At 65.2% G+C, this 26,882-nt stretch carries 24 protein-coding genes and 2 pseudogenes; 11 read left to right on the top strand and 15 right to left on the bottom strand.

The annotated features are described in order from the left end of the window. Positions 1–26 precede the first annotated feature (26 nt). From ACSKB9_RS27020 to ACSKB9_RS27010, 3 genes are all read right to left on the bottom strand, one after another. On the bottom strand, positions 27–1,691 hold the full coding sequence (locus ACSKB9_RS27020) for a thiamine pyrophosphate-binding protein (protein WP_438076916.1): 1,665 nt from the start codon (positions 1,689–1,691) through the stop codon (positions 27–29). 213 nt (positions 1,692–1,904) lie between these two features. Then, a complete protein-coding gene (locus ACSKB9_RS27015) occupies positions 1,905–2,708 on the bottom strand; it encodes a dienelactone hydrolase family protein (protein ID WP_438076914.1) in 804 nt (267 codons plus the stop codon). Between the two features lie 188 nt (positions 2,709–2,896). Next, entirely contained in the window at positions 2,897–3,916 is a 1,020-nt protein-coding gene (locus ACSKB9_RS27010) for a L,D-transpeptidase family protein (protein ID WP_438076912.1), read from the bottom strand. A 187-nt stretch (positions 3,917–4,103) separates the two neighbouring features. Here ACSKB9_RS27010 and ACSKB9_RS27005 point away from each other — a divergent pair, with 187 nt between their 5' ends. The 3 genes from ACSKB9_RS27005 (at position 4,104) to ACSKB9_RS26995 (ending at position 6,476) form a co-directional block, all read left to right on the top strand. Further along, positions 4,104–5,078 (top strand): lytic transglycosylase domain-containing protein, encoded by a 975-nt coding sequence (locus ACSKB9_RS27005; protein ID WP_438076910.1) that lies wholly within the window; start codon positions 4,104–4,106, stop codon positions 5,076–5,078. Between the two features lie 138 nt (positions 5,079–5,216). After that, positions 5,217–5,843, top strand: coding sequence for a Crp/Fnr family transcriptional regulator (locus tag ACSKB9_RS27000; RefSeq protein ID WP_310880801.1), 627 nt, complete (start codon positions 5,217–5,219; stop codon positions 5,841–5,843). Between the two features lie 360 nt (positions 5,844–6,203). Continuing rightward, the gene (locus tag ACSKB9_RS26995; RefSeq protein WP_438076908.1) at positions 6,204–6,476 is read left to right on the top strand and encodes a hypothetical protein; all 273 of its coding nucleotides are present in this window, start codon (positions 6,204–6,206) and stop codon (positions 6,474–6,476) included. A 10-nt stretch (positions 6,477–6,486) separates the two neighbouring features. On the opposite strand, the gene ACSKB9_RS26990 is transcribed toward ACSKB9_RS26995, so the two are convergent. The 10 genes from ACSKB9_RS26990 to ACSKB9_RS26945 form a co-directional block, all read right to left on the bottom strand. After that, positions 6,487–7,521, bottom strand: a complete 1,035-nt coding sequence (locus ACSKB9_RS26990) for a D-alanine--D-alanine ligase family protein (protein WP_050382451.1) — start codon at positions 7,519–7,521, stop codon at positions 6,487–6,489. After that, complete coding sequence (locus tag ACSKB9_RS26985) at positions 7,518–8,546, bottom strand: putative zinc-binding metallopeptidase (RefSeq protein ID WP_225163109.1); 1,029 nt, start codon at positions 8,544–8,546, stop codon at positions 7,518–7,520. The genes ACSKB9_RS26990 and ACSKB9_RS26985 overlap by 4 nt, the downstream gene beginning before the upstream one ends. A 193-nt stretch (positions 8,547–8,739) precedes the next feature. Continuing rightward, positions 8,740–9,117, bottom strand: coding sequence for a hypothetical protein (locus tag ACSKB9_RS26980; RefSeq protein ID WP_028341791.1), 378 nt, complete (start codon positions 9,115–9,117; stop codon positions 8,740–8,742). A 196-nt stretch (positions 9,118–9,313) separates the two neighbouring features. After that, the gene (locus ACSKB9_RS26975; RefSeq protein ID WP_438076905.1) at positions 9,314–10,597 is read right to left on the bottom strand and encodes an RNA polymerase sigma factor; all 1,284 of its coding nucleotides are present in this window, start codon (positions 10,595–10,597) and stop codon (positions 9,314–9,316) included. An 89-nt stretch (positions 10,598–10,686) separates the two neighbouring features. Then, positions 10,687–11,073 (bottom strand): YciI family protein, encoded by a 387-nt coding sequence (locus tag ACSKB9_RS26970; RefSeq protein WP_438076903.1) that lies wholly within the window; start codon positions 11,071–11,073, stop codon positions 10,687–10,689. Positions 11,074–11,362: 289 nt separating this feature from the next. After that, positions 11,363–12,058: an AprI/Inh family metalloprotease inhibitor gene (locus tag ACSKB9_RS26965; protein ID WP_438076901.1), complete on the bottom strand. Its 696-nt coding sequence runs from the start codon at positions 12,056–12,058 to the stop codon at positions 11,363–11,365. After that, positions 12,058–13,041, bottom strand: coding sequence for a 2-hydroxyacid dehydrogenase (locus ACSKB9_RS26960; RefSeq protein ID WP_438076899.1), 984 nt, complete (start codon positions 13,039–13,041; stop codon positions 12,058–12,060). The genes ACSKB9_RS26965 and ACSKB9_RS26960 overlap by 1 nt, the downstream gene beginning before the upstream one ends. Next, positions 13,041–13,829: an ABC transporter permease gene (locus ACSKB9_RS26955; protein WP_438076897.1), complete on the bottom strand. Its 789-nt coding sequence runs from the start codon at positions 13,827–13,829 to the stop codon at positions 13,041–13,043. The genes ACSKB9_RS26960 and ACSKB9_RS26955 overlap by 1 nt, the downstream gene beginning before the upstream one ends. Then, on the bottom strand, positions 13,826–14,629 hold the full coding sequence (locus tag ACSKB9_RS26950; protein WP_438076895.1) for an ABC transporter ATP-binding protein: 804 nt from the start codon (positions 14,627–14,629) through the stop codon (positions 13,826–13,828). Before ACSKB9_RS26950 ends, ACSKB9_RS26955 begins: the two co-directional genes overlap by 4 nt. 16 nt (positions 14,630–14,645) lie before the next feature. Continuing rightward, complete coding sequence (locus tag ACSKB9_RS26945; protein ID WP_438076893.1) at positions 14,646–15,677, bottom strand: ABC transporter substrate-binding protein; 1,032 nt, start codon at positions 15,675–15,677, stop codon at positions 14,646–14,648. Positions 15,678–15,820: 143 nt separating this feature from the next. Here ACSKB9_RS26945 and ACSKB9_RS26940 point away from each other — a divergent pair, with 143 nt between their 5' ends. Then, positions 15,821–16,627 (top strand): creatininase family protein, encoded by an 807-nt coding sequence (locus ACSKB9_RS26940; protein WP_438076891.1) that lies wholly within the window; start codon positions 15,821–15,823, stop codon positions 16,625–16,627. A gap of 143 nt (positions 16,628–16,770) precedes the next feature. Further along, positions 16,771–17,040: a hypothetical protein gene (locus tag ACSKB9_RS26935; protein WP_018269139.1), complete on the top strand. Its 270-nt coding sequence runs from the start codon at positions 16,771–16,773 to the stop codon at positions 17,038–17,040. Between the two features lie 115 nt (positions 17,041–17,155). Here the strand turns inward: ACSKB9_RS26935 and ACSKB9_RS26930 are convergent, their stop codons facing one another. Further along, positions 17,156–17,425, bottom strand: coding sequence for a metal-sensing transcriptional repressor (locus ACSKB9_RS26930; protein WP_016840607.1), 270 nt, complete (start codon positions 17,423–17,425; stop codon positions 17,156–17,158). A gap of 403 nt (positions 17,426–17,828) precedes the next feature. Here ACSKB9_RS26930 and ACSKB9_RS26925 point away from each other — a divergent pair, with 403 nt between their 5' ends. The 6 genes and pseudogenes from ACSKB9_RS26925 to ACSKB9_RS26900 all read left to right on the top strand — a co-directional run bounded on the left by ACSKB9_RS26925 (position 17,829) and on the right by ACSKB9_RS26900 (position 24,585). Continuing rightward, positions 17,829–18,029, top strand: a complete 201-nt coding sequence (locus tag ACSKB9_RS26925; RefSeq protein WP_438076888.1) for a hypothetical protein — start codon at positions 17,829–17,831, stop codon at positions 18,027–18,029. Positions 18,030–18,433: 404 nt separating this feature from the next. After that, entirely contained in the window at positions 18,434–20,083 is a 1,650-nt protein-coding gene (locus tag ACSKB9_RS26920; protein ID WP_438076886.1) for an NRAMP family divalent metal transporter, read from the top strand. Further along, positions 20,038–20,178, top strand: coding sequence for a hypothetical protein (locus ACSKB9_RS26915; RefSeq protein WP_438076884.1), 141 nt, complete (start codon positions 20,038–20,040; stop codon positions 20,176–20,178). Before ACSKB9_RS26920 ends, ACSKB9_RS26915 begins: the two co-directional genes overlap by 46 nt. After that, on the top strand, positions 20,175–20,414 hold the full coding sequence (locus ACSKB9_RS26910) for a hypothetical protein (RefSeq protein WP_438076882.1): 240 nt from the start codon (positions 20,175–20,177) through the stop codon (positions 20,412–20,414). Before ACSKB9_RS26915 ends, ACSKB9_RS26910 begins: the two co-directional genes overlap by 4 nt. 310 nt (positions 20,415–20,724) lie before the next feature. Then, positions 20,725–22,712, top strand: a pseudogene (locus ACSKB9_RS26905) (carbohydrate porin). Between the two features lie 397 nt (positions 22,713–23,109). Next, positions 23,110–24,585, top strand: a complete 1,476-nt coding sequence (locus ACSKB9_RS26900; RefSeq protein WP_438076880.1) for an FAD-dependent monooxygenase — start codon at positions 23,110–23,112, stop codon at positions 24,583–24,585. A 29-nt stretch (positions 24,586–24,614) separates the two neighbouring features. On the opposite strand, the pseudogene ACSKB9_RS26895 reads toward ACSKB9_RS26900, so the two are convergent. Then, positions 24,615–26,239 (bottom strand): annotated as a pseudogene (locus ACSKB9_RS26895) (FMN-binding glutamate synthase family protein). Positions 26,240–26,882: the final 643 nt, after the last annotated feature.

Genomic DNA, 26,882 nt, shown 5'->3' with positions numbered 1-26,882 from the left:
CGCTTCGCACTTTTCCGGATCATGCTCTAGCGCTTGCCTTCGATTGCGATCTCGACGAGGTACGGCCGCTGCGCCGCGACAGCCTTTGCGACTGCACCGGCAATGTCGTCGGCCTTCTCGACCCTGGCCGCCTCGACGCCCATGCCGGCCGCGAGATGCACGAAGTCGAGCGCGGGGCCGGTGATATCCATGTTCTGATAGGGATGCTGGGTGCCGGCCTCGAAGTTCTGCCGCCAGACGTCCACATTGTGCTTGAGGATGCGGTACTCGCGGTTGGCCAGCACCACGAACACGATCGCAAGCTTGTGGTGCGCGGCGGTCCACAGCGCCTGGATCGCGTACATCGCCGAGCCGTCGCCGGAGATCGCGACCACCGGACGATCCGGCATCGCGACCTTGACGCCGATCGCCCCGGCGAGGCCCTGGCCGATGCCGCCGCCACGACCGCCGAAATAATCGCCGAAGCCGCGATAGTCGAAGGCGCGCGCGAGATCGAGGCTCGCCGTGATGCTTTCATCGACGATGACGACATCATCGGGCAGGCCGCGACGCAATTCCGCGGTGACACGCGGCATCGCGGTCGGCTGCCGGTCCCAGCTTTTCTCGACGCGTGCGCGATAGGCCTCCTTCTCCTTCGCCTGCAATTCGGCCAGCGCGGCATTGCGGTTCTGCGCGGCCTGCCTGAAGTCCGCGCCCGCCTTTGCACGTACCGCTTCCGACAAGACACCGACGCTGACGGCGATGTCGCCGACGATGCCGGCATCGAGCCGGTTGTTGAGCGCGAGACGCTCGGCCGAGGCTTCGATCTGCAGCACGGACGCGCCGTCAGGGATGTGACCACCAGGCGCAAACCAGATGTCCTCAAAGAACGGGCCGCCGATCAGCAGCACGAGATCGGCATCACCGAGCGCCTTGCGCACCTGCCTTGCGTCGCCCGGAAGCGACTGGCGATAGCTCGGATGGCTGGTCGGGAACGGCGCGTGATGGCGGAGCCCCTCGAACCACACGGTGGCGCCGATCGCTTCCGTGAGCGCCACCAGCGCCTGCTCGCCGCCCGATCGTGCCACGTCGTCGCCGGCGATGATGGCCGGCTTCTTCGACTTCAGAAGCAGCGCGACAAGCGCTTCGATGCCGGCCGGATCGGGGCGCGTCGATCGCCACAAATTGTCCGGCGCCAGAGTATCGACCGCGGTCTCCTGTTCCATGACGTCGATCGGCAGCGACACGAACACCGGCCCCTGCGGCGCATCGGTCGCCACCTTGAACGCGCGGCGCATGATCGGCACGATCTCGTCGGCGCGCTCGATCTGCACGCTCCACTTGGTCACCGGCGCCGCCATCGCGACGAGGTCATGGCCGAGCAGCGGATTCTTCAGCCGCATTCGCGTATCCTGCTGGCCGGCCGTCACGACCACGGGCGAACCCGCCTTCAGCGCGCCGTACAGCGAGCCGATGCCGTTGCCGAGGCCGGGAGCGACGTGCAGGTTGGCGACGGTGACCCGCCCCGACGCCTGCGCGTAGAAGCTGGCGGCGCTGACCGCGACACCTTCATGCAGCGCCATGATGTATTCGAGTTGCGGAAAGGCCGGCAGGCTATCGAGCAGCGGCGTTTCGGTCGTGCCGGGATTGCCGAAGATATGGCGCACGCCGTGCGACACGAACGATTCCATCAGCACACGACGCCCGCGCATTCGCTCCCTCTCGATCGTTCTGATCCGTTTTGCGCATCATCGGCCGGGGAGCGCCCCGTGGCAACCGTGCGAGACGGCCAGCATCCGCGCGGCCGGCTGCGTCTTCCGCATGGCTTCAAGGCGCGGCCGCGCTAGCGAGGCCGCGGCCCTGCCACTTCCGCAGCCAAAGCAGCCACGAATGAAAAGGGCCACCGTTTGGGTGGCCCTTGTTGTTTATTTCTTGAGGTTGGCGGCAAACAGCTTTGCGGCTTCGGCCTTGGATTCCTGATCGGCCTTGGCGTCGTATCTGAGCGGCAGGTTGAACTTCTTGCCGAGCTCGGTGGCTTCGGGGTTGGTGAACGCGTGCACCGCGCCTGGATACTCGACGATCCGGTAATCGGCCTTCGCGGCGTCGAAATCCTTCTTCAGCGCATCGTACTGCTCGCGCTTCACGAACGGGTCGTCCGCGCCGTTCAGGATCAGGATTTTAGCCTTGACCGTGCCCGGCGCCGGTGCGGGCGTGTTGAGACCGAGCGATGCGTGAAAGCCGGCAACGGCGGCGAGATCAGCGCCGGCGCGCGCCATGTTCAGCACCACCGCGCCGCCGAAGCAGTAACCGACGGCGCCGATCCGCTGCGGATTGACCGAGGCCTGCTTGGCGAGTTGCTCGCGCGCGGCGTTGAAGCGCTGCTCCATCACCTTCGGGTTCTTCATCACCGACCCCGAGAGCGCGCCGGCATCCTTCGGGTTGTCGGCGGTTTTGGCGTCGCCGTACATATCCGCGATGAAGGCTGTGTAGCCCTGCTCCGCGAACTTCCGCGCCTCGCTATGGATATGCGGGGTGATGCCCCACCATTCGTGCACCATGACGATGCCGGGCCGCTTGCCCTGGGTCGCGTCGTCATAGACGACGAAGCCCTTCATCGTGGTCTCGCCGTCGGTATAGGTGACCGGCTCTTCCTTGACCGCTGCGTGTGCGCTCGCGACCATCGCGATGGCGCAGAGTGCTCCCACTATGTTCGTTATGATCGTTCGCATGCTGACCTCCTGCGGGTTTGGCACGACGCGACATTGGCATACCAGCGAATCCTGCGCTAGGCTTGGAAAGCGGAGCCGCTTCGCTCGCCGGCTGCGCATCATCTCCCGAGCGCGCGGGCGTCCGGCCCGCGGCCGAGCGCGCCAACATTTCTGTCGGTTGCTGATCTGTGAACGATGTTGCGTCAAGGTCAGCGCGTCGCCGTTGCTGAGCTTGTCGCGCTATCGATGAACGCAACCGGCGTGCCCTTCGCGACACCGGCCGCGACGCGCTGCGCGTCCCAGTTGGTGAGCCGGACGCAGCCGTGGGACTCCGCCTTGGAGACCTTGCCGGGATCGGGCGTGCCGTGAATGCCATAGCCTTCGCCCGAGAGGTTGATCCAGACCACACCGACCGGGTTGTTCGGACCGGGCCTGATCGTGAACGGCGTCTTCGATCTGACGCCCTTGAATGCGTATTTCGGATTGTAGCGATAGGTCGGGTTCTTGTTGATCGCCGTCACCTTGAGCGTTCCGCTCGGCGTCGGCTTATCCGCGCTGCCGACCGTCGCAGGATAGAAGCCGAGCAGCTTGCCTGCTGCATCGAACGCGCTGAGCGCCTGCCGCGTCTTGTCGACCTCGACGCGCGCGACCTGCGGCGGTTTTCCGGCATCGGCGACGTTCGCAACCGCAATGGTCTCGCCGGCCTTGTCGAACGTCTGTCCCGGATTGAGCGCCTGAAGCAGCGCCTCGCTCATGTGGAATTTTTCGGCGAGCGCTTCGCGCGGACTGGTGTAGCCCAGCGCCGGCAGGCTCTTCATGCTCTCCATCCTCTCGGGGATCCTCTTCGCGAACGGTCCCTTCACGTCGGCGTCGACGATCGTGTAGCTGACGATCGCAGGCCCCTCGCTGGCGGCTGTGAGCCCGCTCCAGAGCTCCGGCGTCACCGCCTTGTCGAAGGACAATCCATTCGCGTCGGCAAACGCCCGGAGCGCCTTCTGCGCGTTGTCGCCCAGCTTGCCGTCGATCTCGCCGGGAGAAAAATGCGCACGGTCGAGCAGGATCTCGAGCCTGGCAACGAAGGCGTTGAGCTGACCACGGTCCGGCAACTTTGCGGGCGGCGCCGCCACGTCGTTGATCGCGGCCGCATCAAGACCGGCGGCCACCGCTGGCGCGGCCGACACGAGCAAAAGTGCGATGGCAAAGCGTGCAACGGAAAACGGTCGGAACATCGTGCATCCCAACGTGATCATCTTCCGTAAAGCTACGGAAAGCGTCGAAGTTCCAATGCGAACAGCGGCCAAGTTCCGCGGCGGAACAGCTGATTTCGCGGCTTCGCCGCAATCGACCCGCTAAAAAGTCGTGATCCGAAGTGCATTTGCGCGCAACTCACATCACAATTCAGGTCTCACGAAGCAAATGCGATTTGTCATCGCGGCGCTTGCCGCGTTTCTTGTCTTGATGCTCGACTTCGATCGGTCGCCCGGCTCGATCAATGCCTCAACCCAAGCTCCGACATTCTGGCGCGACGCGACATCCGACGCCGTTCCGTTTGCCGCACGCTTTATCGAAAGCGCTGATGCCAGCGAGGCACCCGCTGCGACGGACGCGGACAAGACGCCCGCGCCTGCGGCGCAGCCGAGCGATGCCGTGGCCGAGCCGCAGATGTCCGCGATCGACAAATTCTGCCACAGCCTGAAGGACGCGGCGCAGGCGAGCGAAATCCCCGTTGCGTTCTTTGCGCGGCTGATCTGGCAGGAGAGCCGCTTTCGCTCGAACGAGATCAGCCATGCCGGTGCGCAGGGCGTTGCGCAGTTCATGCCGGAGACGGCGGCCGAAGTCGGGCTCGACGATCCCTTCGATCCGCTGCAGGCGTTGCCGGCATCCGCAAGACTGCTGCGCAAGCTGCGCGACGATTTCGGCAATCTCGGCCTGGCGGCGGCCGCCTACAATGCCGGCAGCGGCCGCGTCCAGAAATGGCTCGCCCGGCAGAGCGAGCTGCCGCGCGAGACCCGCGACTATGTCCGGATCATCACCGGCACCAAGGCGGAGGACTGGGTCGAGCATGCCGAGACGCTCGCCATCCGCATCGACTTGCCGGGCGAAGCGCCGTGCGAAGGCATAGGCGGCCTCTCGAAGGCGAAGGATGTCGCCTTCGTCGCGGCGTCGCCGGCGTCCGCGGTGACGGCGATCATCCGCAAGGCCGAGGCCGCGCGAGAGGCGGCAAGGTCGGTCGCCGGCCGCGCGCGCAAGCGGCTCGCGCTGCTGCTCAGAAAGAGCTCGCCGGGCGCGGCCCGGCTCGGCAAGGCGCGCCCGACCGTCGTCGCCGCCAAAACGAAATCCGGCAAGACCCGCGCCATTCACGTCGCCTCGCGCGCGCGTTCGTCGAGCTGAGGCCGCGTCACGACGCGTGCACCGCCGCAAGCGTGGGCCGGCGATATTTCCGCTCAGGAAACTGAGCGCACTGGTGTATGTTGCCGGTCGTTTTCAGATCGGTTTGCTTGCAATTTTCATTTCCCAGTGGGCGTTGTCATGACGTTGATCGATGGTTTGGGTTATCTGGCGTCGGCGCTTGTGTTGCTGACGTTCTGCATGAGTACGATGTTGAGCCTGCGCGCTGTCGCGATATTCAGCAATCTGGCATTCATCAGCTATGGATTGGGCGACCGGATCTACCCGGTGCTCATCCTGCATATCATTCTGCTGCCCCTGAACGTGGTGTTGCTGTTCCAGATGGTTCGGCTGCTTCGGAAAGCGAAGCGTGCTGCAGCGACGGACCTTTCTCCGAACTGGCTGCAGCCGTTCATGCAGCCGAAGCATCTCAAGGCGGGAGAAACGATCTTCCGGAAGGGCGACGACGCCGACCTGCTGTACATGGTCGTGTCCGGCGAGGTCAGGTTTCCCGAGATCGATCGCGGGGTATCGGCGGGTGAACTGTTCGGCGAGATCGGGCTGTTTTCGCTCGAGCGCCGCCGCACGCAAACCGCTCAAGCCGCGACCGATGTAGATCTGCTCTGGATCAGCGACAGCGCACTGAGGAAGCTGTGCGAGCGCAACCCGGGACTGTCGCTGTATTTCCTGCGCTTGACGGCGACGAGGATGACGGAAAACGCGGCCCGCGCGATCGGGGTCGGTGCGGCGGCGCCCAATCCGGCGTAGAGCGCGCCGCCTCGCTTGCCGGCGTTACGGCGCGGACGACGCCGCAAGGCTCGGCAGCGGCGCAAACTGCATCTCTGCAACGGCCGAGCCGGCATATGCACTGGCGATCAGGATCATGACTCGAATGGCGACGAACATGGTGCCTCCTCAGTCTTGTTGTTGGTCTCTCAATGCCAGAGACTTCTTTCCCGCCGGTGAGGAAAGCTGGTTGCCGCAACCTTGAAGGCATTGGTAAGCGGGCCGTTTACGCAAGCTTCTGTTCATGAGTTGGGAACCGTATCGGCCGATCGGCCTCGACCCTAAACGCGCGGTTCACCGTCACCGGGCATTGTCCGCCTCAATCAAGAAGGCGCAAGCACAATGCCGATTTTCAGGACGATCCTTGTTGTCGTATCGATTTTTCTTGCCGGTTTGTACGTCTACGACAGCTGCCGCAGCGATGGGCTCGCCATGCCGGTTTCGGTAAACGAAATCCTTGCGCGGCGCTGGCCGGAACCGGACGCGTTTCATCCGACGGCGGCCCCAGCGTCCGCGGCTGCCGGCACAGTGACGCCGGCCGCGCGCGTTAGGGAAACGTTTGCGATGTTCATTCCCAAGGATGCGCGACGCCATCCGATGCAGCGCAGCCTTTGACGGCCTCGAGTCAGCCCAGCGATGCGCCGGCCTTGGCGCGGCTTATTCCGAGCGTCACGATGCGCTGCAGGAGATCCGGATAGTCCAGCCCGTCATGCCCGGCGGCCGTCGCGAACTCCTGGCTCTTGGCGATCTCGGGATTGGGATTGGCCTCGATGAAATAGGGAACGCCATTGGTGGACAGGCGGAAGTCGATGCGCGCATAGCCGTCGAGCCCCAGCGTCCGGTAGATGCGCTTCGCCAGCCGTTGGATATGGGCGGATAGTTCCGGCGTGAGATCCTCGGCCGGGCCGTCGACAATCCCGACGCGCTCCTGATAGCTGGTATCGTGCTTGACCTTTTCGGTGGCGATCTGGCGCGCAGCGGGGCCGCCCATGCTGCCGAATTTCAGCTCCCACACCGGCAGCACCCGCAGCCGGTTGTTGCCGAGCACGCCGACATAGAGCTCGCGTCCCTCGATGAACTGCTCGGCGATCGCGGCCGTTCCGATCCGCTCATGGATGAAGGCGACGCGCTCGGCGAGCTTCTCGTCGGTATCGACGATCGACGCCTGCGAGATGCCGAGCGATCCATCGCTGCTCAGGCTCTTGACGATCAGCGGCAGCTCGAGACGCGGCGGCCGCTTGACCTTGCGGCGCATCGGAAACACCGCGAAGGCCGGCACCGGGATCCGGCGATGGTGCACCAGCGTCTTGGACAGATCCTTGCCGCGCGCCAGGATCAGGCCGCGCGGGTTGCACCCGGTATAGGCGATCTTCATCAGCTCGAGATAGCTTGCGATGTGCTGGTCGTACACGACGTCGTAGTGAAACTCCTCCAGCAGCGTGAACACGACGTGCGGTTTGAAGCCCTCGATCTCATCGCGCACCGGCTTGATTTCCTCCTGCACGCCGAGCGGACGAACCTCATGGCCGGCCGCGCGCAGGGTGCTGACGACGTCGTATTCCGTCTTCCACTCGTTGATCTCCCGCGCGCTGTATCCATCGCTGGAGTCGGGCGGCACACAGTCCGGGTGCATCAGCACCAGAATGCGAAGCTGTTTCATAGCGCGATCCATTTCCGGCGCGACGGGCCGAACAGCGCGTGCATGGTCTTGGCGGTCAGCAGAATGGTGAAGTTTGTCACGAGCTTCTGCTCGGGGCCGACGGCACGCAAATTGAGCTCGCGGCAGCGCGAGATCATATCATCGAGCACGGCATCGAGCGTCAACTGGTTCTCGCCCGTCCACCGCGCCACCAGCTGCCTGATCTGGGCGCGGTGCCGCCTGATGAAGGCAGCGGCCGGCGGACGCCGATAATGCCGCGGATCGGCGGAGAACAGCTTGGAGAGATCGCGGTCGTAGGTCTTCGGCGGCGTGAAGGCGTAGAACGCCTGCTTCTTCCTGTAGTGCTCGGCGAGCGTTTGCTTGAGCGTATGCAGCGGATCGACCCGCTCGCGCGTCGCGAGCTGCGGCCGCTTGCCGGCGATCTCGCCCATCAGCTCCTCAACATATTCGAGCTTCTTCAGCGCGGGCCAGCCGGCATAGCGCGTCCGCCAGTTCGAGCGCGGCCGCAGCCACACCGCGAAGGTCTCGGCGAAGTCCTCGTCCGGATGGCTCTGCGCGTACCAGAGCCGAAGGTGCTGGACATAATTGCGGCTGGCCGGATTGGGCCGGTAGTAGCGCGGGTAGTGCTGCGACGACGGGCCGAACAGCTGCTGCCAGCGCCGGCGGCGCTGCAGCTGGTAGCCGTGCTGCACGGCGTGCCCCGCCTCGTGGCGGAGAATGGCCATGCACTCGGACCACGAGGCGCCCTCGACGTCGAGCATCATCTTCTTCTCGAGCTTCATCAGGCGGGGATGGGCGAGGTAGAACGGGATCGCGATGCCGGGCACATCTGCCGGGCTGAACCATTCGCTCGAGATCCATGTGTGCGGCCGCAACCGGATGCCGCGCTCCTCGAGCTCCTCATAGAGCGTATTCACACAATCGGCGAGCCAGGTGCCCTCGACGGCAACCCTCAGGCGGTTGAGCGGTTGCGCGAGCAACTGCTCGTCCGTCAGCTTTTCCCAAGCAAATTTGCGGCGCGGCATAGGCTTCCAAAGTCTAAAACAAATCGGACTCTGGATGGTGTCATAGGTTGCCGCCGGCAACGACCGCCGGGCCTTCGCGGCGGTCCCCCGGCCAATGCCGGCATCGGGCCGGTCGCGGTCCGAGCGTCGGCGATGGACGGCGGGCAGCGCACGGAGCCAGATTCGCCGGCTCAAGGCGACCTCATCTTGTGTCCTAGGGCTTGACCCAGCGCTGCACGGCCGCGGCGGTGTCGGCCGGCCTGGTGTTGAAGCAGATGGCGGCATCGGGGGCGAGCCGGTGCACCAGATTGAGGATCGTCTCGAACAGCAAGAGCCGCTCCGGCGGCTCGCGCAGCCCGGCACCGATCACGACGCAGTCGTAGCGGCGCGCGTTGAGGGCCGCCGCCGTCACGGCTTCCGCCGTATCGCCGAGGTCGATCAGGCAGCTCTCGACGTCGTAGCCGAGCGTCCGCAGGCCCTCGATCTGCGCGTCGAGATAGCTGCGTACCAGTTCGGGCGTGAACTGCGGCATGACGGACAGATCGACGAAGGTAGGGTCGAGGCCGATCGCCAGCACGGATGGCTTCGTCATGGTGGCAGTTCCCGGTTCAAAAGAATTTTGTCCAAGCATGCCGCAGGTTTGAGTCGAAATCGCGGACACGACGACCCGAAGCTACCTTGTAGCCCGGGTGAGCGAAGCGACACCCGGGGTCGCTCGTGGCAAAGACCCGCATCTCGCTTCGCTCATGCGGGCTACATGGTTTCGCTCCGTCGAAATCGCGGAGCCGTCAGCGGCAGCCATGATCCTGCGCGGAACGCGCAGCGATCGCGGCGCGCCGCTTGAGGAACTCGCGCTCGCGCGAATTGCCGGCCAGCGCGGCGGCGGCCTCGAACGCAGCATGCGCCTCCGCGAAACGGCTCAGTCTATGCAGCAGATCGCCGCGCACGCTCGGCAGCAGATGATAGGATTTCAGCGCCGGCTCATCCGCGAGGCCGTCGACGATCGCGAGCGCGGCAAGCGGCCCCTCGGCCATGCCGATCGCAACCGCGCGGTTGAGCTCGATCACGGGTGAATCCAACAGCGCGGCGAGATCGCCGTACAGCGCGGCGATGCGGCACCAGTCGGTCGCATCAGGCGTGCCAGCCTCGGCATGGCAGGCGGCGATCGCGGCCTGCAAGGCATAGAAGCCGCCGGCGCCGCCGAGCTCGCGGGCGCGCGCCAGCGCGAGCTGCCCGCGGCGGATCTGCAGGCGATCCCACCGCGCGCGGTTCTGGTCCATCAGCAGGATCGGCTCACCGGACGCATCGGTGCGCGCCGCCATCCGCGAGGCGTTGAACTCCATCAGCGCCAGCAGGCCGTGCGCCTCCGGCTCCGATGGTGCGATCGAGGTCAGCACGCGGCCCATGCGCAGCGCCTCGTTGCAGAGCTGCGGCCGCAGCCATTCGTCGCCGCTTGCCGCGGTATAGCCCTCGTTGAAGATGAGGTAGACGACCTCGAGCACGGAGGCGAGCCGCTCGGACAGCTCCTCGCCGCGCGGCGTCTCGTAGGCAAGGCCCGACTCCGACAATGTGCGCTTGGCGCGCACGATGCGCTGGGCGATGGTCGCCTCCGCCTGCAGGAAAGCGCGCGCGATCTCCTCGGTGGTGAGGCCGCAGATCATCCGAAGCGCCAGTGCGGCGCGCGCCTCCCGCGACAGGCGCGGATGGCAGGCGGTGAAGATCAGCCGCAGCAATTCGTCACCGATATCGTCGTCGAGCGCGGCATCGAAGTCGGGCATGGTCTCCTGCTCCCGCGCCAGGTCGTGCGCGATCACGCCGTGCTTCTCGGCCAGCATGCGATTGCGGCGCAGATGGTCGAGCGCGCGGCGCTTGGCCGTCGCCATCAGCCAGGCACCGGGCTTTTCCGGCACGCCATCGGCCGGCCAATGCTCGAGCGCGGCGACCAGCGCTTCCTGGGTCAGGTCCTCGGCGAGCGGCACGTCGCGCAGCATCCGCGACAGGCTGGTGATCAGCCGCGGCTGCTCGATGCGCCACACCGCAAGAATCGTGGCCTGGATGTCGGCGGCCGTCATCGCCGCCGACCTGGATTCTCGTCTTGACGCGTTTTCTTCACGCGAACCGGCGTCCACTTCGCTTGCGAACGCCCTGTTCCCGCGGCGCATCAGGCGCAGGCGGACACATCGACCTGACAGCCACCGTCGGCGCCCGGGGTGGCGAAGGGGCGAACCTCACAGGTTCCCTCCCAACCCGGCATATGCTCCTTGTGCAGCTGCATGAACTCGACGGCGGCGGCGACCGCCTCTTCCTTGTTGCGGAGCTCGAAGATCGCGTAGCCGCCGATCATCTCCTTGGTCTCGACGAAGGGCCCGTCGACGACGTTGAGCTTGCCGTCGGTGATGCGGACCTGGGCGCCCATCGCTACCGGCAACAGCCCGCCGGTGTCGATCATGCGGCCCGCCTTGATTTCCCGCTCGGCAAGCCTGCCCATCGCCTCCATCAGAGCGGGCGTCGGCGGGCCCGGGGGCTGCGCGGAGGTGACGATATACATGAAGCGCATCGGAAAACTCCTGTTGGGCGAGACGCGGCGATGATCGCCGCAAGACCGGCTCGCTATGGGGAACGACGATCCGGGACGCGCCGGATCGACATCGGGGCGGGAATTATTTTTCGGCAGAAGCAGATCGTACCGGCCCCATCGTCGTCCCTGCTTTCGCAAGGACGACACGGAGCTTGTGGCAATCCCGTAGCCCGGGTGAGCGAAGCGATACCCGGGGAATGCATCGGCGAAATCCCGCATATCGCTTGCGCTCATGCGGGCTACGAGGCCAGCACCCGACCTACTGCTCCCGCAGCATGATCAGCGGATCGGCGCTGTCCGGGACGCGGCGCCATTGGGCGTTGTCGTCGGCCTCGAACTGCCAGGTCTGCCCCTTGGCCGACATCAGGATCATCTGGCCGTGGTCGAGCCGCCACATGGTCGGGTTGAAGGAAGCGACCGCGGGATCGCATTTGCCTTTCAGGAACACCTGGAAATTGTCGTTGCCGGCGTCGGTGTTGGTCAGCACCAGCGTGCAGATCGCCTGGCCGTTGCCGCGCACCATCGACCAGTCGCCGATCATCTGGTCCATCGATTTGGCGAGCGAGCGCGCCGCGGCAAGGTTTTGCAAGATGTAGACGCCCTCATTGGTGCGCATCCCTTCGAAAATGCCGGTCTCGACCTCGGTGAAATCGATCACGGTCTCGCCGGCGGCATTGTGCAGCCGCACGATGTCGCCGAGGCCCTTGATGCTCCAGCCGGTGATGTCCTTGGTGAAGGGCAGCGTGGCGGCACAGGCGGGCTCGAGCTCGAGCTTGAAGCCTTGCGGCGCCGTATCGCCCTTCAGCGTCACGACGCAGGTCTTGCTGCGCTCGGTGGTGGCGAGCTCCCACTGCCCGATCATGTCCTTCTTCAACGTCGTGACGTCCTGCGCCCCTGCCGGACCGCACGCGGCCAGCAGCAGACACAGCACGGCATTGAAGCGGGACAACGACATCAGCGATCCCTAACGGGCGTTTCGGCAACCGGCGTCAGCGGCGGCTTGCCGGCGAACCAGTCCTTGATGTTGTCGACCACCAGCTGGTCCATCGCGTTGCGCGTCACCACCGAGGCCGAACCGATATGCGGCAGCAGCACGACGTTCTGCATCGCCTTCAATTCGTCGGGCACGTTCGGCTCGGCCGCGAACACGTCGAGTCCGGCGGCCAGGATGGTGCCGGACTTCAGCGCCGCGACCAGCGCCGGCTCGTCGACCACCGAGCCGCGCGCGACATTGATCAGCACGCCGCGCGGACCGAGCGCCTTCAAGACGTCGGCATTGATCATCTTCGCGGTCGAGGCGCCGCCCGGCACGATGACGATCAGCGTATCGACCGCCTTCGCCATCTCGATCAGATCGGGATAGTGCTTGTAGGAGACGTCCTTGGACGGATTGCGCGAGTGATAGGACACCGGCACCCGCGAGGCTTCAAGACGGCGCCCGATCGCCTGGCCGATCCGGCCCATGCCGACGATGCCGATCTTGCGGTCGCGCAGCGAGCCGACGCTGAGCGGATAATTCTGGGTCTGCCACAGCCCGGAGCGCACATAGCGGTCGGCCTTGACGAACTCGCGCAACGTCGCGATCAACAAGCCCATCGCGACATCGGCGACCTCCTCGGTCAGCACGTCGGGCGTATTGGTGACCACAATATTGTGATCGCGCGCATAGGCGGAATCGACGTGGTCGTAGCCGACGCCGAAGCTGCCGACGATCTCGAGCTTCGGAAACATCGCCAGCGCGGTCTTGTCGGTCGCCATCGTGTGATAAGTGACGGCGATGCCGCGGATCTTGGCCATCGTATCGGGCGTCAGTCGCTCGAGGTCGCCGCGGCTCTCCGCGCGGTGCAGCACGTATTGATCGGGAAAGCCGTTTTCGAGGATTGGCCGGATCGGTCCATAGATCAACAGATCGATCTTTTCGGAAGAAATCGGGGCCATCAACTGTCCTTTCCTAACGCGCTTTCATGCCAACGTCGCAACAACAAATGCGAAACTAGCGCCAGCAACCCATAAATGACAATCCCGGCCAGCGATAGCAGCAGAAGTGCTGCGAACATGCGGGGAATATTCAGCCGGTAGCCCAATTCAGCGATCCGGAAGGCGAGGCCCGAGCCGGCGCCGGCGCTGCCCGCCGCGATCTCCGCGACCACGGCGCCGATCAGCGACAGCCCGCCGGCGATGCGCAGACCGCCGAGGATATAGGGCAGCGCCGCGGGCAGCTTCAAGAACAGCAGCGTCTGCAGCTGTGAGGCGCCATAAAGTTGAAACAATCCGGCGAGGTTGCGATCCACCGAATTGAGGCCGAGCGTCGTGTTCGACAGCACCGGAAAGAACGCCACGATCCAGGCGCAGACGATCACCGCGGTCTGCTGCTGCAGATAGATCAGGAGCAGCGGCGCGATCGCGATGACGGGCGTGACCTGCAGCACTACCGCATAGGGAAACAGTGAATATTCCAGCCATTTCGACTGGTTGAACAATAGTGCCAGCACGATGCCGCCGATTGCCGCGGCAACGAAGCCTTCGAGCGTGGTCAGCAGCGTGACGCCGAGCGATTGCGACAGCACCGGCCAGTCCGCAACCAGTGTCTTCAGCACCAACAGCGGGCTCGGCAGCACGTAAGGTTGGATGCCATAGCCGCGGACGACGGCTTCCCAAAGCAGGAGGCCAGCGGCAAACACCGCGACCGGAAGCAGAAAACGGACGAGGTCTTGCGGAGACTTCATGCGCCCACCTGCCCCGCATAGGATGGCGCCAGTGCGTTCGAGACCTCACGGCAGAACGCGGCATACTCGGCCGAGGTGCGGAACTCCTCATCGCGCGGTTCCGGCGAGGTGATGCGAAACTCCGCGCCGATGCGGCCCGGGCGGGCGGTCATCACGATCACGCGCTGCGACAGATAGACCAACTCGAACACCGAGTGCGTCACGAAGATGACGGTCTTGTGCAGGGTGCGCCACAGCGACAGCAGGTCGTTGTTGAGGCGAAACCGCGTGATCTCGTCGAGCGCCGCGAACGGCTCGTCCATCAAGAGGACATCCGGATCGGTGACCAGCGCGCGCGCCAGCGACACCCGCATCTTCATGCCGCCGGACAGTTCGCGCGGATAGGCGTCGGCGAACTCCACAAGCCCGACCTGATCCAGCGCCGCATCGATGCGCGCATCGGCGTCGGTCGCAGGCAGCCGGGCAAGCTTCAGCGGCAGGCGGACATTGTCGCGCACGGTAGCCCACGGCATCAGGGTCGGCTCCTGAAATACGAAGCCGATGCGGTGGCTGCCGCGCTGCTCCGCGCCATGATGCGAGACCTCGACCGTGCCGGCGCTTGGCGTGGCGAGACCTGCAATGAGCCGCAGCGCGGTGGACTTGCCGCAACCGGAGGGCCCGAGCAGCGAGACGAACTCGCCGCGCCTCACGTCGAGGTCGAGCGGCCCGAGTGCCCTCACGCCGCTGTCATAGGTCTTGCTGACGCCGCGCAGGCGCACAGCCGACGCTGCATCAGATCCAGACAACGCAGGCTCCGCCATCGCCCGTCCGCACCCGTCAGTTCTTCGGCCGGAGCTCGGCGCCGACCGCCTTGTTGACGAAGCGCAGCGTGTAGCCCTGGCGATAGTCGATAGCGCTCTTGACCACGCCGGCGCGCACCATCTTGTCGAAGAAGCTCGCCATCCGCTCATCGGTCATGGCGCCGATGCCGTTCTTGATGGAATCGCCGGAATCGACGATGCCGTGCTCGCGCATCTTGGCGACGCAATAGGAGAGCAGCTCGTCGTTCATGTCGGGATTGAGCTTCTTGATCATCGCATTGCCGGCCGAGTTGTCACCGTAGAGGTAGTGGTACCAGCCGACGATCGAGGCATCGACGAAGCGCTGCACGAGGTCAGGCTTCTTGTCGACCAGGTCGCGGCGGGTCTCGATCAGCGTCGAGTAGGAGTTGAAGCCGTAATCGGCGAGCAGCAGCACGTTCGGCTTGAAGCCGGCGGCTTTCTCGACCGCGAAGGGCTCCGAGGTGACGTAGCCCTGCATCGCGGTCTGCTTGTTCACGATGAAGGGCTGCGGGTTGAAGGTGTAGGGCTTCACCTTGTTCTCGTCGAAACCGTATTCGGACTTCAGCCACTGGAAGTAGCTGGTGATGCCCTCCTTCGAGATCAAAAGCGTGAGCGGCTTCAGATCCTCGATCTTTGCGACCTTGACCTCGGGATGGGTCAGGAAGACCTGGGGGTCCTTCTGGAACATGGCGGCGACAGCGACCAGCGGCACGTTGTTGGTGACGGCGTCGAAGGTCTGCAGCGAGTTCGCGCTCATGAAGAAGTCGAGCTTGCCCGCGATCAGCAGCATCCGGTTGTTCTCGTTGGGACCGCCCGGCACGATGGTGACGTCGAGGCCGTATTTCTTGTAGGTGCCGTCGGCGAGCGCCTGGAAGAAACCGCCATGCTCGCCCTCGGCGACCCAATTGGTGCCGAACGAGACTTTGTCGAGGGTCTGCGCCCGCGCCGGGGCAAGCGCCGCGGCGACGCAAAACGCGGCGGTCAGAAGGCTTGTGGTTAACGCTCGCAGCAAAAAGGCCGGGATCATGGTTGGACTCCGTCGATCATTATGGCCCATGATGGAAGGCGGAAGACGTGGACCGCGCCCGGAGACGCGAACCCGTTATGATGTTAAACAAACTAGCCTGCAAATCCATCCCGTGAAACGCTTGTATTGAAACGACCGGCTTGATGACTTCTCAGCTTCCGCCCCACGACTGGACCGCCATCCACTGGCCCGATATCGCCAGGGATACGGCCGCGCGCTGGATTGCGGTGCTGCCGCTGGCCGCGACCGAGCAGCACGGGCCGCATCTGCCGCTCGGAACCGACGTCATGATCGGCGAGGCCTATCTTTCGCGGGTGCGAGAGTTGCTGCCGACGACCATTCCCGCCACGTTCCTGCCGTTGCAGCCGGTCGGCATCTCAACCGAGCACATCGATTTTCCGGGTACTTTGACCTTGCCGACCAACGTGGCGCTGAAGAGCTGGATGGCGCTCGGCGAGAGCGTGGCGCGCGCAGGCGTCAGGAAGCTCGTGATCGTGACCAGCCATGGCGGCAATTCTGCCGCGATGCAGCTGGTGGCGCAGGATCTGCGCGCGCACCATCAGATGCTGGTGGTGACCACGAGCTGGTCGCGCTTCGGCGCGCCGGACGGGCTGTTCGACGCCGGCGAATTGCGCCACGGCATCCATGGCGGCGCGGTCGAGACGTCGATCATGCTGGCGAAATATCCGCACGCCGTGCGCAAGGAAGCGATCGCGGACTTCAAGCCGGCCAGCGTGCGGATCGAGAAGGATCATCGCTTTCTGTCGACGCAGCGGCCGGCGCCATTCGCCTGGCAGGCGCAAGACCTCAATCCGAGCGGTGCGATCGGCGATGCGACCAAGGCTTCGGCCGAGAAAGGCGAGAAGCTGATCGAGCACGGCGCGCGCGCGTTCTGCGAGCTGCTTGCCGACGTCGACAGGTTCGATCCGAGCGTATTTCGCGGCAAATGACCGCGATTGCTTCGTCCTGACAAGCGCGACGAAACAATTCGCGAAACCATATTTCCGCCCGATCTTCGAACCGGAACCGGACAGCCTCCGTCCAACGGGCATGCGGACCACACCGGCGCCGCCCACACAGGATGGAGTATTCCATGTCGATCAAGACCAAGTTCGCCGCCCTCGCCCTCACCGCGCTCGCCGTGACCGGCACCATCGCGTCCACGACGTCGCAGGCTGAAGCGAAGCCCTATGGCTGGGGCTGGGGCGTTGGCGCAGGTCTCGTCGGCGCCGCCGTTGTCGGCAGCGCGATTGCGGCCAGCGACGGCTATTACTACGGCGGCGGCTATCGGCGCTGCGGCTGGGTGCGCCAGTTCGACGCCTACGGCAATTACATCGGCCGCGTGCGCAGCTGCTACTACTGATCGACGCAATTCCTAGGGTTGCGGATCCTGTGTTCGGCACGGGTCCTCATCCACCCCGTGTCGCAACCGACCCGTCCGGTGATCCCCCGGGCGGGTCAATTCTTGAACGCAGCAATCACAGATATTTCGCGACCAGCCTGAAATCGCGCAGCACGGCGCGGCCCTTCGGCCCCGACGCCTTCAGCGTCTCCTCCAGGCTGTGACCGATGTGATCGTGGATCAGCGCCTTCTTGGCGCTCTCGATCGCGCTCTCCACCGCCTGCAATTGCTGGGCGATCTGCGCACAGGGCCGGCCCTGCTCGATCATCTCGACGATGGTGTCGAGATGGCCGTTGGCGCGCTTCAGGCGCCGGGCGATCGCAGCGTGCGGATGGTCGTCGGACATCTGTCTCTCCTATCCTCCCGGGAGGATAATCATGATCCTCCCGGAGGATAGTGGAATCGGCTTGACAGGCCATTGTCGCGGGCGTAGTGCCCGATGACCGGAACGTTCGTTCCGGGCCGGGGGTTCTATCTCCGGAGACAAGTCGATTCACGAGCCAGCACAGAAGGCACATGGGCAGTAGTAACTCAGGCGACAGTAGACCGGCGATGCCGGGACTGGTGACGCCGCAACACAGCAAGACTGATCGCGCAGATCTCGCCTGCGTGGACGGGTGGTCGCGCCCAAGCTGACCACTGCTCCTCACCGGCCTGCCGCGACCAGCGGAAAGTGGAGGTGAGCGATGTTCGAAAAGCTCGCAAAATTCCGGCAAGCAAGCCCGCGGCGCGTTGTCGAGCCGCGGCGCATGCCGCCGCCGGCCGCCGTTCATTGCAATGACAACCTGCCGGGCTTTCGCCGCCTGGCGGGCCGCCGCCGGCGTCCAACCCCGGCCTGTCATTGGGTCCTGATCGACGGCCGCCTGGAATGCCGTTGGATCGTCGACGACAGCGGCGGCGATCTCGATCAACAGCGACGCGCCGAAGCGAAGCCACGGCTGTGCGCTTAGGCCGACCGCGAGAGCGGGCGTGATAACGACGCTGCTGCCGCTCCCTCTCCCCGTTCTTACGGGGAGAGGGTTGGGGTGAGGGGCGGTCTCCGCGCACACGGTGATAGCTGAGTTCGCGGAAGCTTTCCTCACCCGGATCGCATCTGACGATGCGATCCGACCTCTCCGCACGCGGGGCGAGGTGAAGCGGCGCCCGCTGCTCGGTGGGAAGTAGTTGTCTTGGTTTAGGAGGCCGACATGGACGAAGGACCTAGTTGCCCCGTTGCGCGGCATTCAGGCGCGGCAACGGGATTCTCGATCTGCATCACATCTGGAAATGCCGCTGCTCACGGCAGCGGAGACGTGCGCGCCTGACGACGCCTGCGTCCCTCCCGCCGTGCCGAAAGGCGGCGAGGAGACGCGAAATGACCGAAAGCAAGACCACACAAACCGCCATTCTCGACAGCGCGCATGCCGGCGACATCCACGGCGCGCTCGGCAGCATCGCGCGCGACGACACCGCGCCGCGCGCGACCTTGCTGGCCCGGCTCAAGACGCTGCTGGCAATCGTCGGCCCCGGCCTGATCGTGATGGTCGGCGACAACGACGCCGGCGCGTTCGGCACCTATACCCAGGCCGGACAGAATTACGGCACCACGCTGCTGTGGACGCTGCTGCTGCTGATCCCGGTGCTCTACGTCGACCAGGAGATGGTGGTGCGGCTCGGCGCGGTCACCGGGGTCGGCCATGCGCGGCTGATCTTCGAGCGCTTCGGCAGGTTCTGGGGCGCCTTCAGCGTCATCGACCTCCTGGTATTGAACGCGCTCACCATCGTCACCGAGTTCATCGGCATCACGTTCGCGCTTCGTTATCTCGGCGTCTCGCAGTTCTGGGGCGTGCTGGCCTCGGCTGCTATCGTAATGCTGGCGGTCTCGACCGGCGACTTCCGCCGCTTCGAGCGCTTCGGCATCGTGCTGGTCGCCGGCAGCCTGCTGCTGGTGCCTGTGATTTTGATGGTGCATCCACCGATCGGGCAGATCGCGGCGGACTTCTTCGTGCCGAGGATGCCGCAAGACGCCAAGCTCAGCGAAGTGATGCTGCTGATCGTCGCCATCGTCGGTACCACGGTGGCGCCGTGGCAATTGTTCTTTCAGCAGAGCTACATCGTCGACAAGCGGATCACGCCGCGTTTCATCCGCTATGAGTGGATGGATCTGTGCATCGGCATCGTGCTGGTGGTGGTCGGCGGGGTGGCGATGATCTCGTTCTGCGCGGCGGTGTTCGCAGGAAAGCCAGAATTCGGCAATTGCACCGACGCGCTGGGGACCGCGGTCGGCCTCGAGACATATGCCGGCCGGCTGTCGGCGGTGCTGTTCGCCCTTGCGCTGCTCGACGCCTGCATCATCGGTGCTGCGGCGGTCTCCCTCGCGACCGCTTATGCGATCGGCGACGTGTTCGCGGTGAAGCACTCGCTGCACCGCAAGCCGTGGGACGCGAAGGGCTTCTACAGCGTCTATTGCGGCCTGATCGTGCTTGCGGCGGTGCTGGTGCTGACGCCGGGCACGCCGCTCGGACTATTGACCAACGCGGTGCAGACGCTGGCCGGCGTGCTGTTGCCGAGCGCGACCGTGTTCCTCCTGCTGCTGTGCAACGATCGCCACATCCTTGGGCCCTGGGTCAATTCCCTCAGGCTGAACCTGTTCACCGGCGCGGTGGTCGCGGGGCTGGTGATGCTGTCGGTGATCCTGACCGCCGCGGTGCTATTCCCCGATCTCGGCGAGACGTGGATCATCGGCATCCTCGTCGGCGGCAGCGTGCTTGCGCTCGCGATCACGGCAGCCGTCAAGTTCTACGGGACGTCGTCGCACCGCAACGCGTCCTTCCGCTTCAAGCGCAAGCCCTCGCTGGAGCCTTTTCCGTTCCGATGGAATCGGAACGGGGCTCCAAATTCCTGTTTGACGCGTTTTCTTCACGCGAACCGGTACCCACTTCGCTCGAAAACGCTCTGGTCGACCGCGACAGCTGGCGGATGCCGCCGCTCAACCGGCTGCCGCCGGCGCGGCTCAGCCCGCTGAGCCGGATCTGGATGATCGTGCTGCGCGGCTATCTCGTCGTCGCCGCCGGCCTCGTGCTGCTGCGGATCGTCCAGCTCGCCACGGTGGGGGCGTGACCGCGCTCAGTCGCGGCCGGCGATGGAGCGCGATCGTGCTGCTCAGGCTGGCGAGCGCCATCCTGCGCGGCGCGGCCACGCTCCACCGGAAACGCACAATCTCAAACGCCGGGCTGCGGACGGCGCTGTCGATGGCGCGATGTGTCGAACGGGCCGGCGCGCGGGTCGTGCTCGGCAGGGCATCGCAGCCGGCATTCATCAGGACGAAGGACGAGGACAATGGCGGCATCGATTGAACGGTCGGGTCGCGACCGGTTTGCCACCGACACGCGGCCGATCGCCGCCGATGCGGCCTGCCGCCTCGCGCTGTTACGTGACTGTCACGGTGGCGTGCAAATCGGAACGGTATTGGGCGCGCCTCAGTTGCTATTGCGAATTATTTGCAATAAGCGACAGGGGATGCTAGGTGCTGATCTGGCTTTGGATGGGACGACACAGATCGGACCGGGGACGGCGGGCGATGATTTCAAATCTCGGGTGGCAAGCGGCCACCAAATCTGCAGTGATGCCGGGCGAAACCGCCACTCGTTCGCGGAAAGCCGCGTCATGACCTGCGTCCGCCTCTTCCGGGTCCAGATCGCCGCCGGCGCAGCGCTCGGTGCGGCAACCTTCGGCGCGCCGGCGACCGCGGCCGATCTGGCGCTCAAATCTCCCGCCGCCGGGGCGGTCTACAGCTGGACCGGCTTTTACGTCGGCGCCCATGTCGGCTATGGCGACGGCACGCTGGGTCCCGGCACCAATCCGATCCTGGAACAGGGCGTGTTCTTTCCGCCCACCATCACCGGCGGGATCGGCGGCTTCCAGGTCGGATACAACAGGGAATTCGCCAACCGCTTCGTGCTCGGCATCGAGGCGGATGCGACCTTCACCGGCCCGACCGACCTGCCGCGGCGGGTGCTCGGCCCCTTCAATTCGTCGATCGACTATGTCGGCACGCTGCGCGGCCGCGCCGGCTACTCTTTCGGCACCTGGATGCCTTACGTGACCGGCGGCTTCGCCTGGGGCCACAGCCAGGTTCGGGTCAACGACGCCGCGGGCGAGGTGATCTCGGAGCCCGGCCAGTACCAGACCGGCTGGACCGTCGGCGCCGGCGCCGAATTCGCGGTGAGCGGCAATTGGACCGCCAAGGTCGAATACGACTATGTCGACCTGTCGCGCCGCACGCTCGGCCTCAATGATTTCGGCCTGCCCGGCGTCAGCATCGACCCGCGCATCCATTTGCTGAAATTCGGCCTCAACTATCAGCTCGGCAACTCGCCATGGTCAGCGACGCCGACGCGCACCGCACTGCCCGAATCGAGCGACTGGAGCGTGCACGGCCAGACGACGCTGCTGCCGCAGACCTATCCGTCCTTCCGCTCGCCCTATGCCGGCACCAACAGCCTTCCCGGCGCGGGGCAGTTGCAGCAGACCTGGACCACGACGGCGTTTCTCGGCGTGCGGCTCTGGGAAGGCGGCGAGTTCTACTTCAACCCGGAAACCGCGCAGGGCTTTGGCCTCAACGGCACGCTCGGCCTTGCCGGCTTCTCGAACGGCGAAGCGCAGAAGGCCGGCGCGCCGTTCCCGAAAATCCGGCCGCAGCGCTACTACTTCAAGCAGACCTTCGGCTTCGGCGGCGAGCAGGAGGACGTCGCCGACGGCCCCAACCAGATCGCCGGCAAGCGCGATATCGATCGCCTCACGCTGGTGGTCGGGCGCTTTGCAGTCGGCGATTTCTTCGACGGCAATTCCTACGCCAAGGACCGCGCGCCGATTTCATGAACTGGGCGATGTGGGCGTCTGCGGCCTACGACTTCCCGGCCGACCTGCCCGGTTACACCCGCGGCGCCGTGGTCGAGCTCAACCGCAAGGATTGGGCGGTGCGCGCCGGCGTGTTCCAGGTGCCGAACGCGCCGAACAGCGACGTTCTGGTGTTCAACACCGGCGGCGCGGTGGTCGAGTTCGAGGGCCGCTATTCGATCTTCGACCAGCCCGGCAAGCTGCGCGTCGGCGTGTTCGGCAACCGCGGCAACACCGGCAATTACGCCCAGGCGCTCGCGATCGAGGACGCCGATCCGGGGCTCGACATCAACGACGTGATGGCCGGCATCCGCAAGGACAATCTGAAATACGGCTTTTATCTGAACGGCGAGCAGCAGATCGCAAAGGATGTCGGCCTGTTCGGCCGCCTCAGCTGGAACGACGGCCGGACCGAGATCCTGTCGTTCACCGATGTCGACCGCAGCATCTCGGGCGGCCTGTCGATCAAGGGCAGCAGGTGGGGACGGGCGAACGACACGATCGGCATCGGCGGCGCGATCAACGGGCTGTCATCAGCGCATCGCGACTACCTTGCCGCCGGCGGCCTCGGCCTGCTGATCGGCGACGGCGCGCTGAACTACAGCCCGGAGCGGATCTTTGAGACCTACTACGCCTATCAGATGAACAAGAACCTGACGCTGACCGCGGACTATCAGTTCATCACCAACCCCGCCTACAACGCCGACCGCGGCCCGGTGCACATCTTCTCCGGCCGCATCCACGGCGAGTTCTGAGGTTCACCACATCGGACGTCGTCCCGGGCAAGCGCAGCGCGACCCGGGACCCATAACCACCGCTGATTGTCGTTAGAGCGAGCTGAGGCGACAGCGAATCCAACCACACGATCCTGTGGTTATGGGTCCCGGCTTTCGCCGGGACGACAGCGAGTTTGCATCGCCAGCGCGCGTAGCCCGGATGAAGCGCAGCGAAATCCGGGGCGCTCGATCCGCGCGCGAAAAAACCGGATTGCGCTCCGCTCCATCCGGACTACGAACTCTTCTGGCAATGGGCTGAATTGGTTCGGGCAGCGAACGCCCTCTCCCCACTCAGATATATGTAGACCCCCCGGGCTTGCCGCAAGCCCGGGGTCCTCCCGTAGAACGCGCGCCCAATCGAACGGAGGAGTGCGGGATGCGGAAACATGCTGTCGTGATTGCCGGCGGAGGTCCGACCGGGCTGATGCTGGCGGGCGAGTTGGCGCTGGCGGGAATAGATGTTGCGATTGTCGAGCGGCGCGCGAGGGAGGACCTGATCGGCGCGCGGGCCGGCGGCCTGCACGCGCGCACCATCGAGGTGCTCGATCAGCGCGGCATCGGCGACCGCTTCGTCGCGCTGGGAACGCGCCATCCGGCGGTGCCGTTCCACTCGCATCTGGTTCCGCTTGAGATCACCGACTTTCCGACCCGGCGCAATTTCACGCTGGGGCTGCGGCAGAACCATATCGAGCGCCTGCTCGGCGAATGGGTCGGCGAACTGGCGGTGCCGATTATCCGCGCGCGCGACGTGACCGGCTTCACGCAGGACGACGCCGGCGTCGACGTCGAACTGTCGGATGGCCAATTGCTCCGGGCACAGTATCTCGTCGGCTGCGACGGTGGCCGGAGCCTCGTCCGCAAAGCGGCCGGCATCGAATTCGCCGGATGGGATCCGACCACGAGCTGGCTGATCGCCGAGGCCGAGATGTCGGGCGAGCCGGAATGGGGCTTTCGCCAGCACGACACCGGCACCTCGGCGATCGGCAAGGCGGAAGATGGCGGGCGGGTGCGGCTGGTGCTGACCGAGCGGCAACTCGGCACCGACCGGGAGCCGACCTTGCGCGACGTCAGCGAGGCACTGGTCGCCGCGTACGGCACCGATTTCGGCATCCACAGTCCGGTCTGGATCTCGCGCTTCACCGACATGACCCGGCAGGCCGTGACCTACCGCAAACAGCGCGTGCTGCTGGCCGGCGATGCCGCCCATGTGCATCCGCCGATGGGCGGCCAGGGCCTCAATATCGGCGTGCAGGACGCGGTGAACCTGGGCTGGAAGCTGGCCCGGGTGGTCAAGCAGATCGCGCCGGACAGCCTGCTCGACACCTACCAAGCCGAACGGCATCCGGTGGCGGCCCGCGTGCTGCGCAACACCATGGCGCATGTCGCGCTCAACCGCACCGATCCACGCACCAGGGCGCTGAACGAGATCGTCTCCGACCTGCTGCGCATGGACGAGCCGCGCAGATGCTTTGCCGCGATGATGTCCGGCCTCGATCTTCACTACGATCTTGGCGACGGCCATCCGCTGCTCGGACGCCGGATGCCCGATCTCGATCTGGTCACCGCCAACGGCCCGATGAAGGTCTTCGCGCTGCTGCACCGGGCGCGGCCGGTTCTGCTGAATTTCGGCGCGCCCGGCGGCATCGCCATCGCGGGATGGACCGACCGGGTTCAGCTGGTCGATGCCGAGTATCGCGGCGCATGGGAGCTTCCCGCGCACGGCACGGTTTCGGCCCCGACCGCGGTGCTGGTGCGGCCCGATGGCTACGTGGCGTGGGTCGGCGAGCGAACGCAGGCCGGGCTAACCGAGGCGCTGACCAAATGGTTCGGCGCGTCCGCTGGTACGCAATGAGCGTAGATAGGGTAACGGGCCGGCCACCCCTACCCCGCCGGCTGAAACGAATCTGCGCGCGCCATCGCCCAGGCGTCGCGGAAGCGGCGGTCCTTGGTGCCTTCGAGCAGCTCGCCGGGGCGCAGCGTCGGATAGAGCTCGGCGAAGGAAGAGACCTCGGTGGTCGAACTCCGCTGCGAGAAGTGGATCGGGCGCAGCTCCTTGGTGTGCTCGAGGCCGGCGGCGGCGAGCAGCTCGGTCAGCGCATGCAGGGTCGAGTGGTGGTAGTTGTACACGCGGTCGATCTTGTCGGGCACGTAGAGCGCGCGGTTGCGGATCGGGTCCTGCGAGGTGACGCCGGTCGGGCAGCGATCGGTGTGGCAGCTCAGGGACTGGATGCAGCCGAGCGCGAACATGAAGCCGCGCGCCGAATTGCACCAGTCGGCCCCGATCGCCATCGCGCGCGCCATGTCGAACGCGGTCGCTATCTTGCCGGAGGCACCGATCTTGATGCGATCGCGCGCGCCGATGCCGATCAGCGCGTTGTGGACGAAATTGACGCCCTCGCGCATCGGCATGCCGAGATGGTCCATGAACTCGAGCGGCGCGGCGCCGGTGCCGCCTTCATTGCCGTCGACCACGATGAAGTCGGGATAGAGCCCGCTCTCGTGCATCGCCTTGCAGATCGCCAGGAATTCCAGGGATGGCCGATGCACATCTTGAAGCCGGCCGGCTTGCCGCCGGACAGCTGGCGCATCCGGGCGACGAATTCCATCATCTGCAGCGGCGTCGAGAACGCCTTGTGATAGGCCGGCGAGATGCAGTCCTCGCCCATCGGTACGCCCCGGATCTTGGAAATCTCCTCGGAAACCTTCGCCGCCGGCAGCACGCCGCCATGGCCGGGCTTGGCGCCCTGGCTGATCTTGAGCTCGACCATCTTGATCTGGTCGTCACCCGCGACGCGCGCGAACTCGTCGGGATTGAAGGTGCCGTCACGGTTGCGACAGCCAAAATAGCCGGAGCCGATCTCCCAGATGATGTCGCCCCCCATCTCGCGGTGATAAGGGCTGACGCCGCCCTCACCGGTGTCGTGGGCGAAGCCGCCCTTCTTGGCGCCGGCATTGAGCGCCCGCACCGCGTTCGGGCTCAGCGCGCCAAAGCTCATCGCCGAGATATTGAAGACCGAGGCCGAATACGGCTTGGTGCAGTCGGGGCCGCCGACGGTGATGCGGAATTTCTGGTCGGCCCTCGGCTTCGGCGCCACCGAGTGGTGCATCCACTCATAGCCCTCGCGATAGACGTCCTCCTGGGTGCCGAATGGCCGCTTGTCGAGCACCATCTTGGCACGCTGATAGACCACCGCGCGGGTGTCGCGCGAGAACGGCATGCCGTCCTTCTCGCTCTCGAAGAAATATTGCCGCACCTCCGGGCGGATTTCCTCGAGCAGGAAGCGGACATGCGCCGAGATCGGGTAGTTGCGCAGCACCGCGTGGTTCTTCTGGGTGAGGTCGCGAATGCCGAGCAATGTCAACGCGCCGAAGATGACCAGCGGGATCAGGACGATCTTGAAGACCTTGTGATCGAAAATTCCAACCAGCAGCAGGAGCGCGGTGACGACGGCGCAGATGGTCAGCACGATGAAGCGCGGCGAGAACGGAAGCAGCACTGTATCCATGAAATTCCTCCGGTCTGCCCAAATGACCTGTCGGCCGCGAGCCTAATCCAACTCGCGGAACAAGTGCACTACGGTTATACGGCCGAGCAGTCACAGATGTGACAACCGCCCGAATGGGCGGGTGCGGATACCGGTCAAACTAAAACGAAATCGACTTTTGCACTGCAACGAAGGGGAGCGCATGCGATAACCTGCCGTCGCAGGGCGCGCTGCCAAAATATCGAAAACAACCCCATGCAAAGGAGCCGGCGACGTGCCGGCGCTCGACCAGGCACCTTGACACGTCGGGCAAATCAGCGGCATTATTCTATTATCCCGAAATAGTGATGTAAATCTGCGGCTCCTCCAACCCGTCATCCCTGCCTGGTGCGCAATTGCGCACGGGAGCAGGGACCCATACGCCGCGGCAGACCTTCATCGATCACGCCGATCGAGACACCTTCATCGCCAAATTCGTCCACGACTACAATCGAACCAGGCTCAAATGCCTCCGCTACCAGGCCCCAATGCGGGCCCTCGCCAATCATACGGGACCAAACACTTTCGCAGGGACGACGATGGGGATGGTTCTCGATTCGAGGCGTCGCACCACGCGGTGTCATCACCCGCGCATGTGAGTGCGCTTGCAGAGGAGATGAGGAGA

Origin of the sequence: Bradyrhizobium sp. BR 1433, assembly GCF_051547665.1 — a bacterium.
GTDB classification, from domain to species: Bacteria; Pseudomonadota; Alphaproteobacteria; order Rhizobiales; family Xanthobacteraceae; genus Bradyrhizobium; species Bradyrhizobium australafricanum.
Note: the sequence above shows the minus strand (reverse complement) of the source record. Positions and strands in the feature narration are given on the sequence as shown.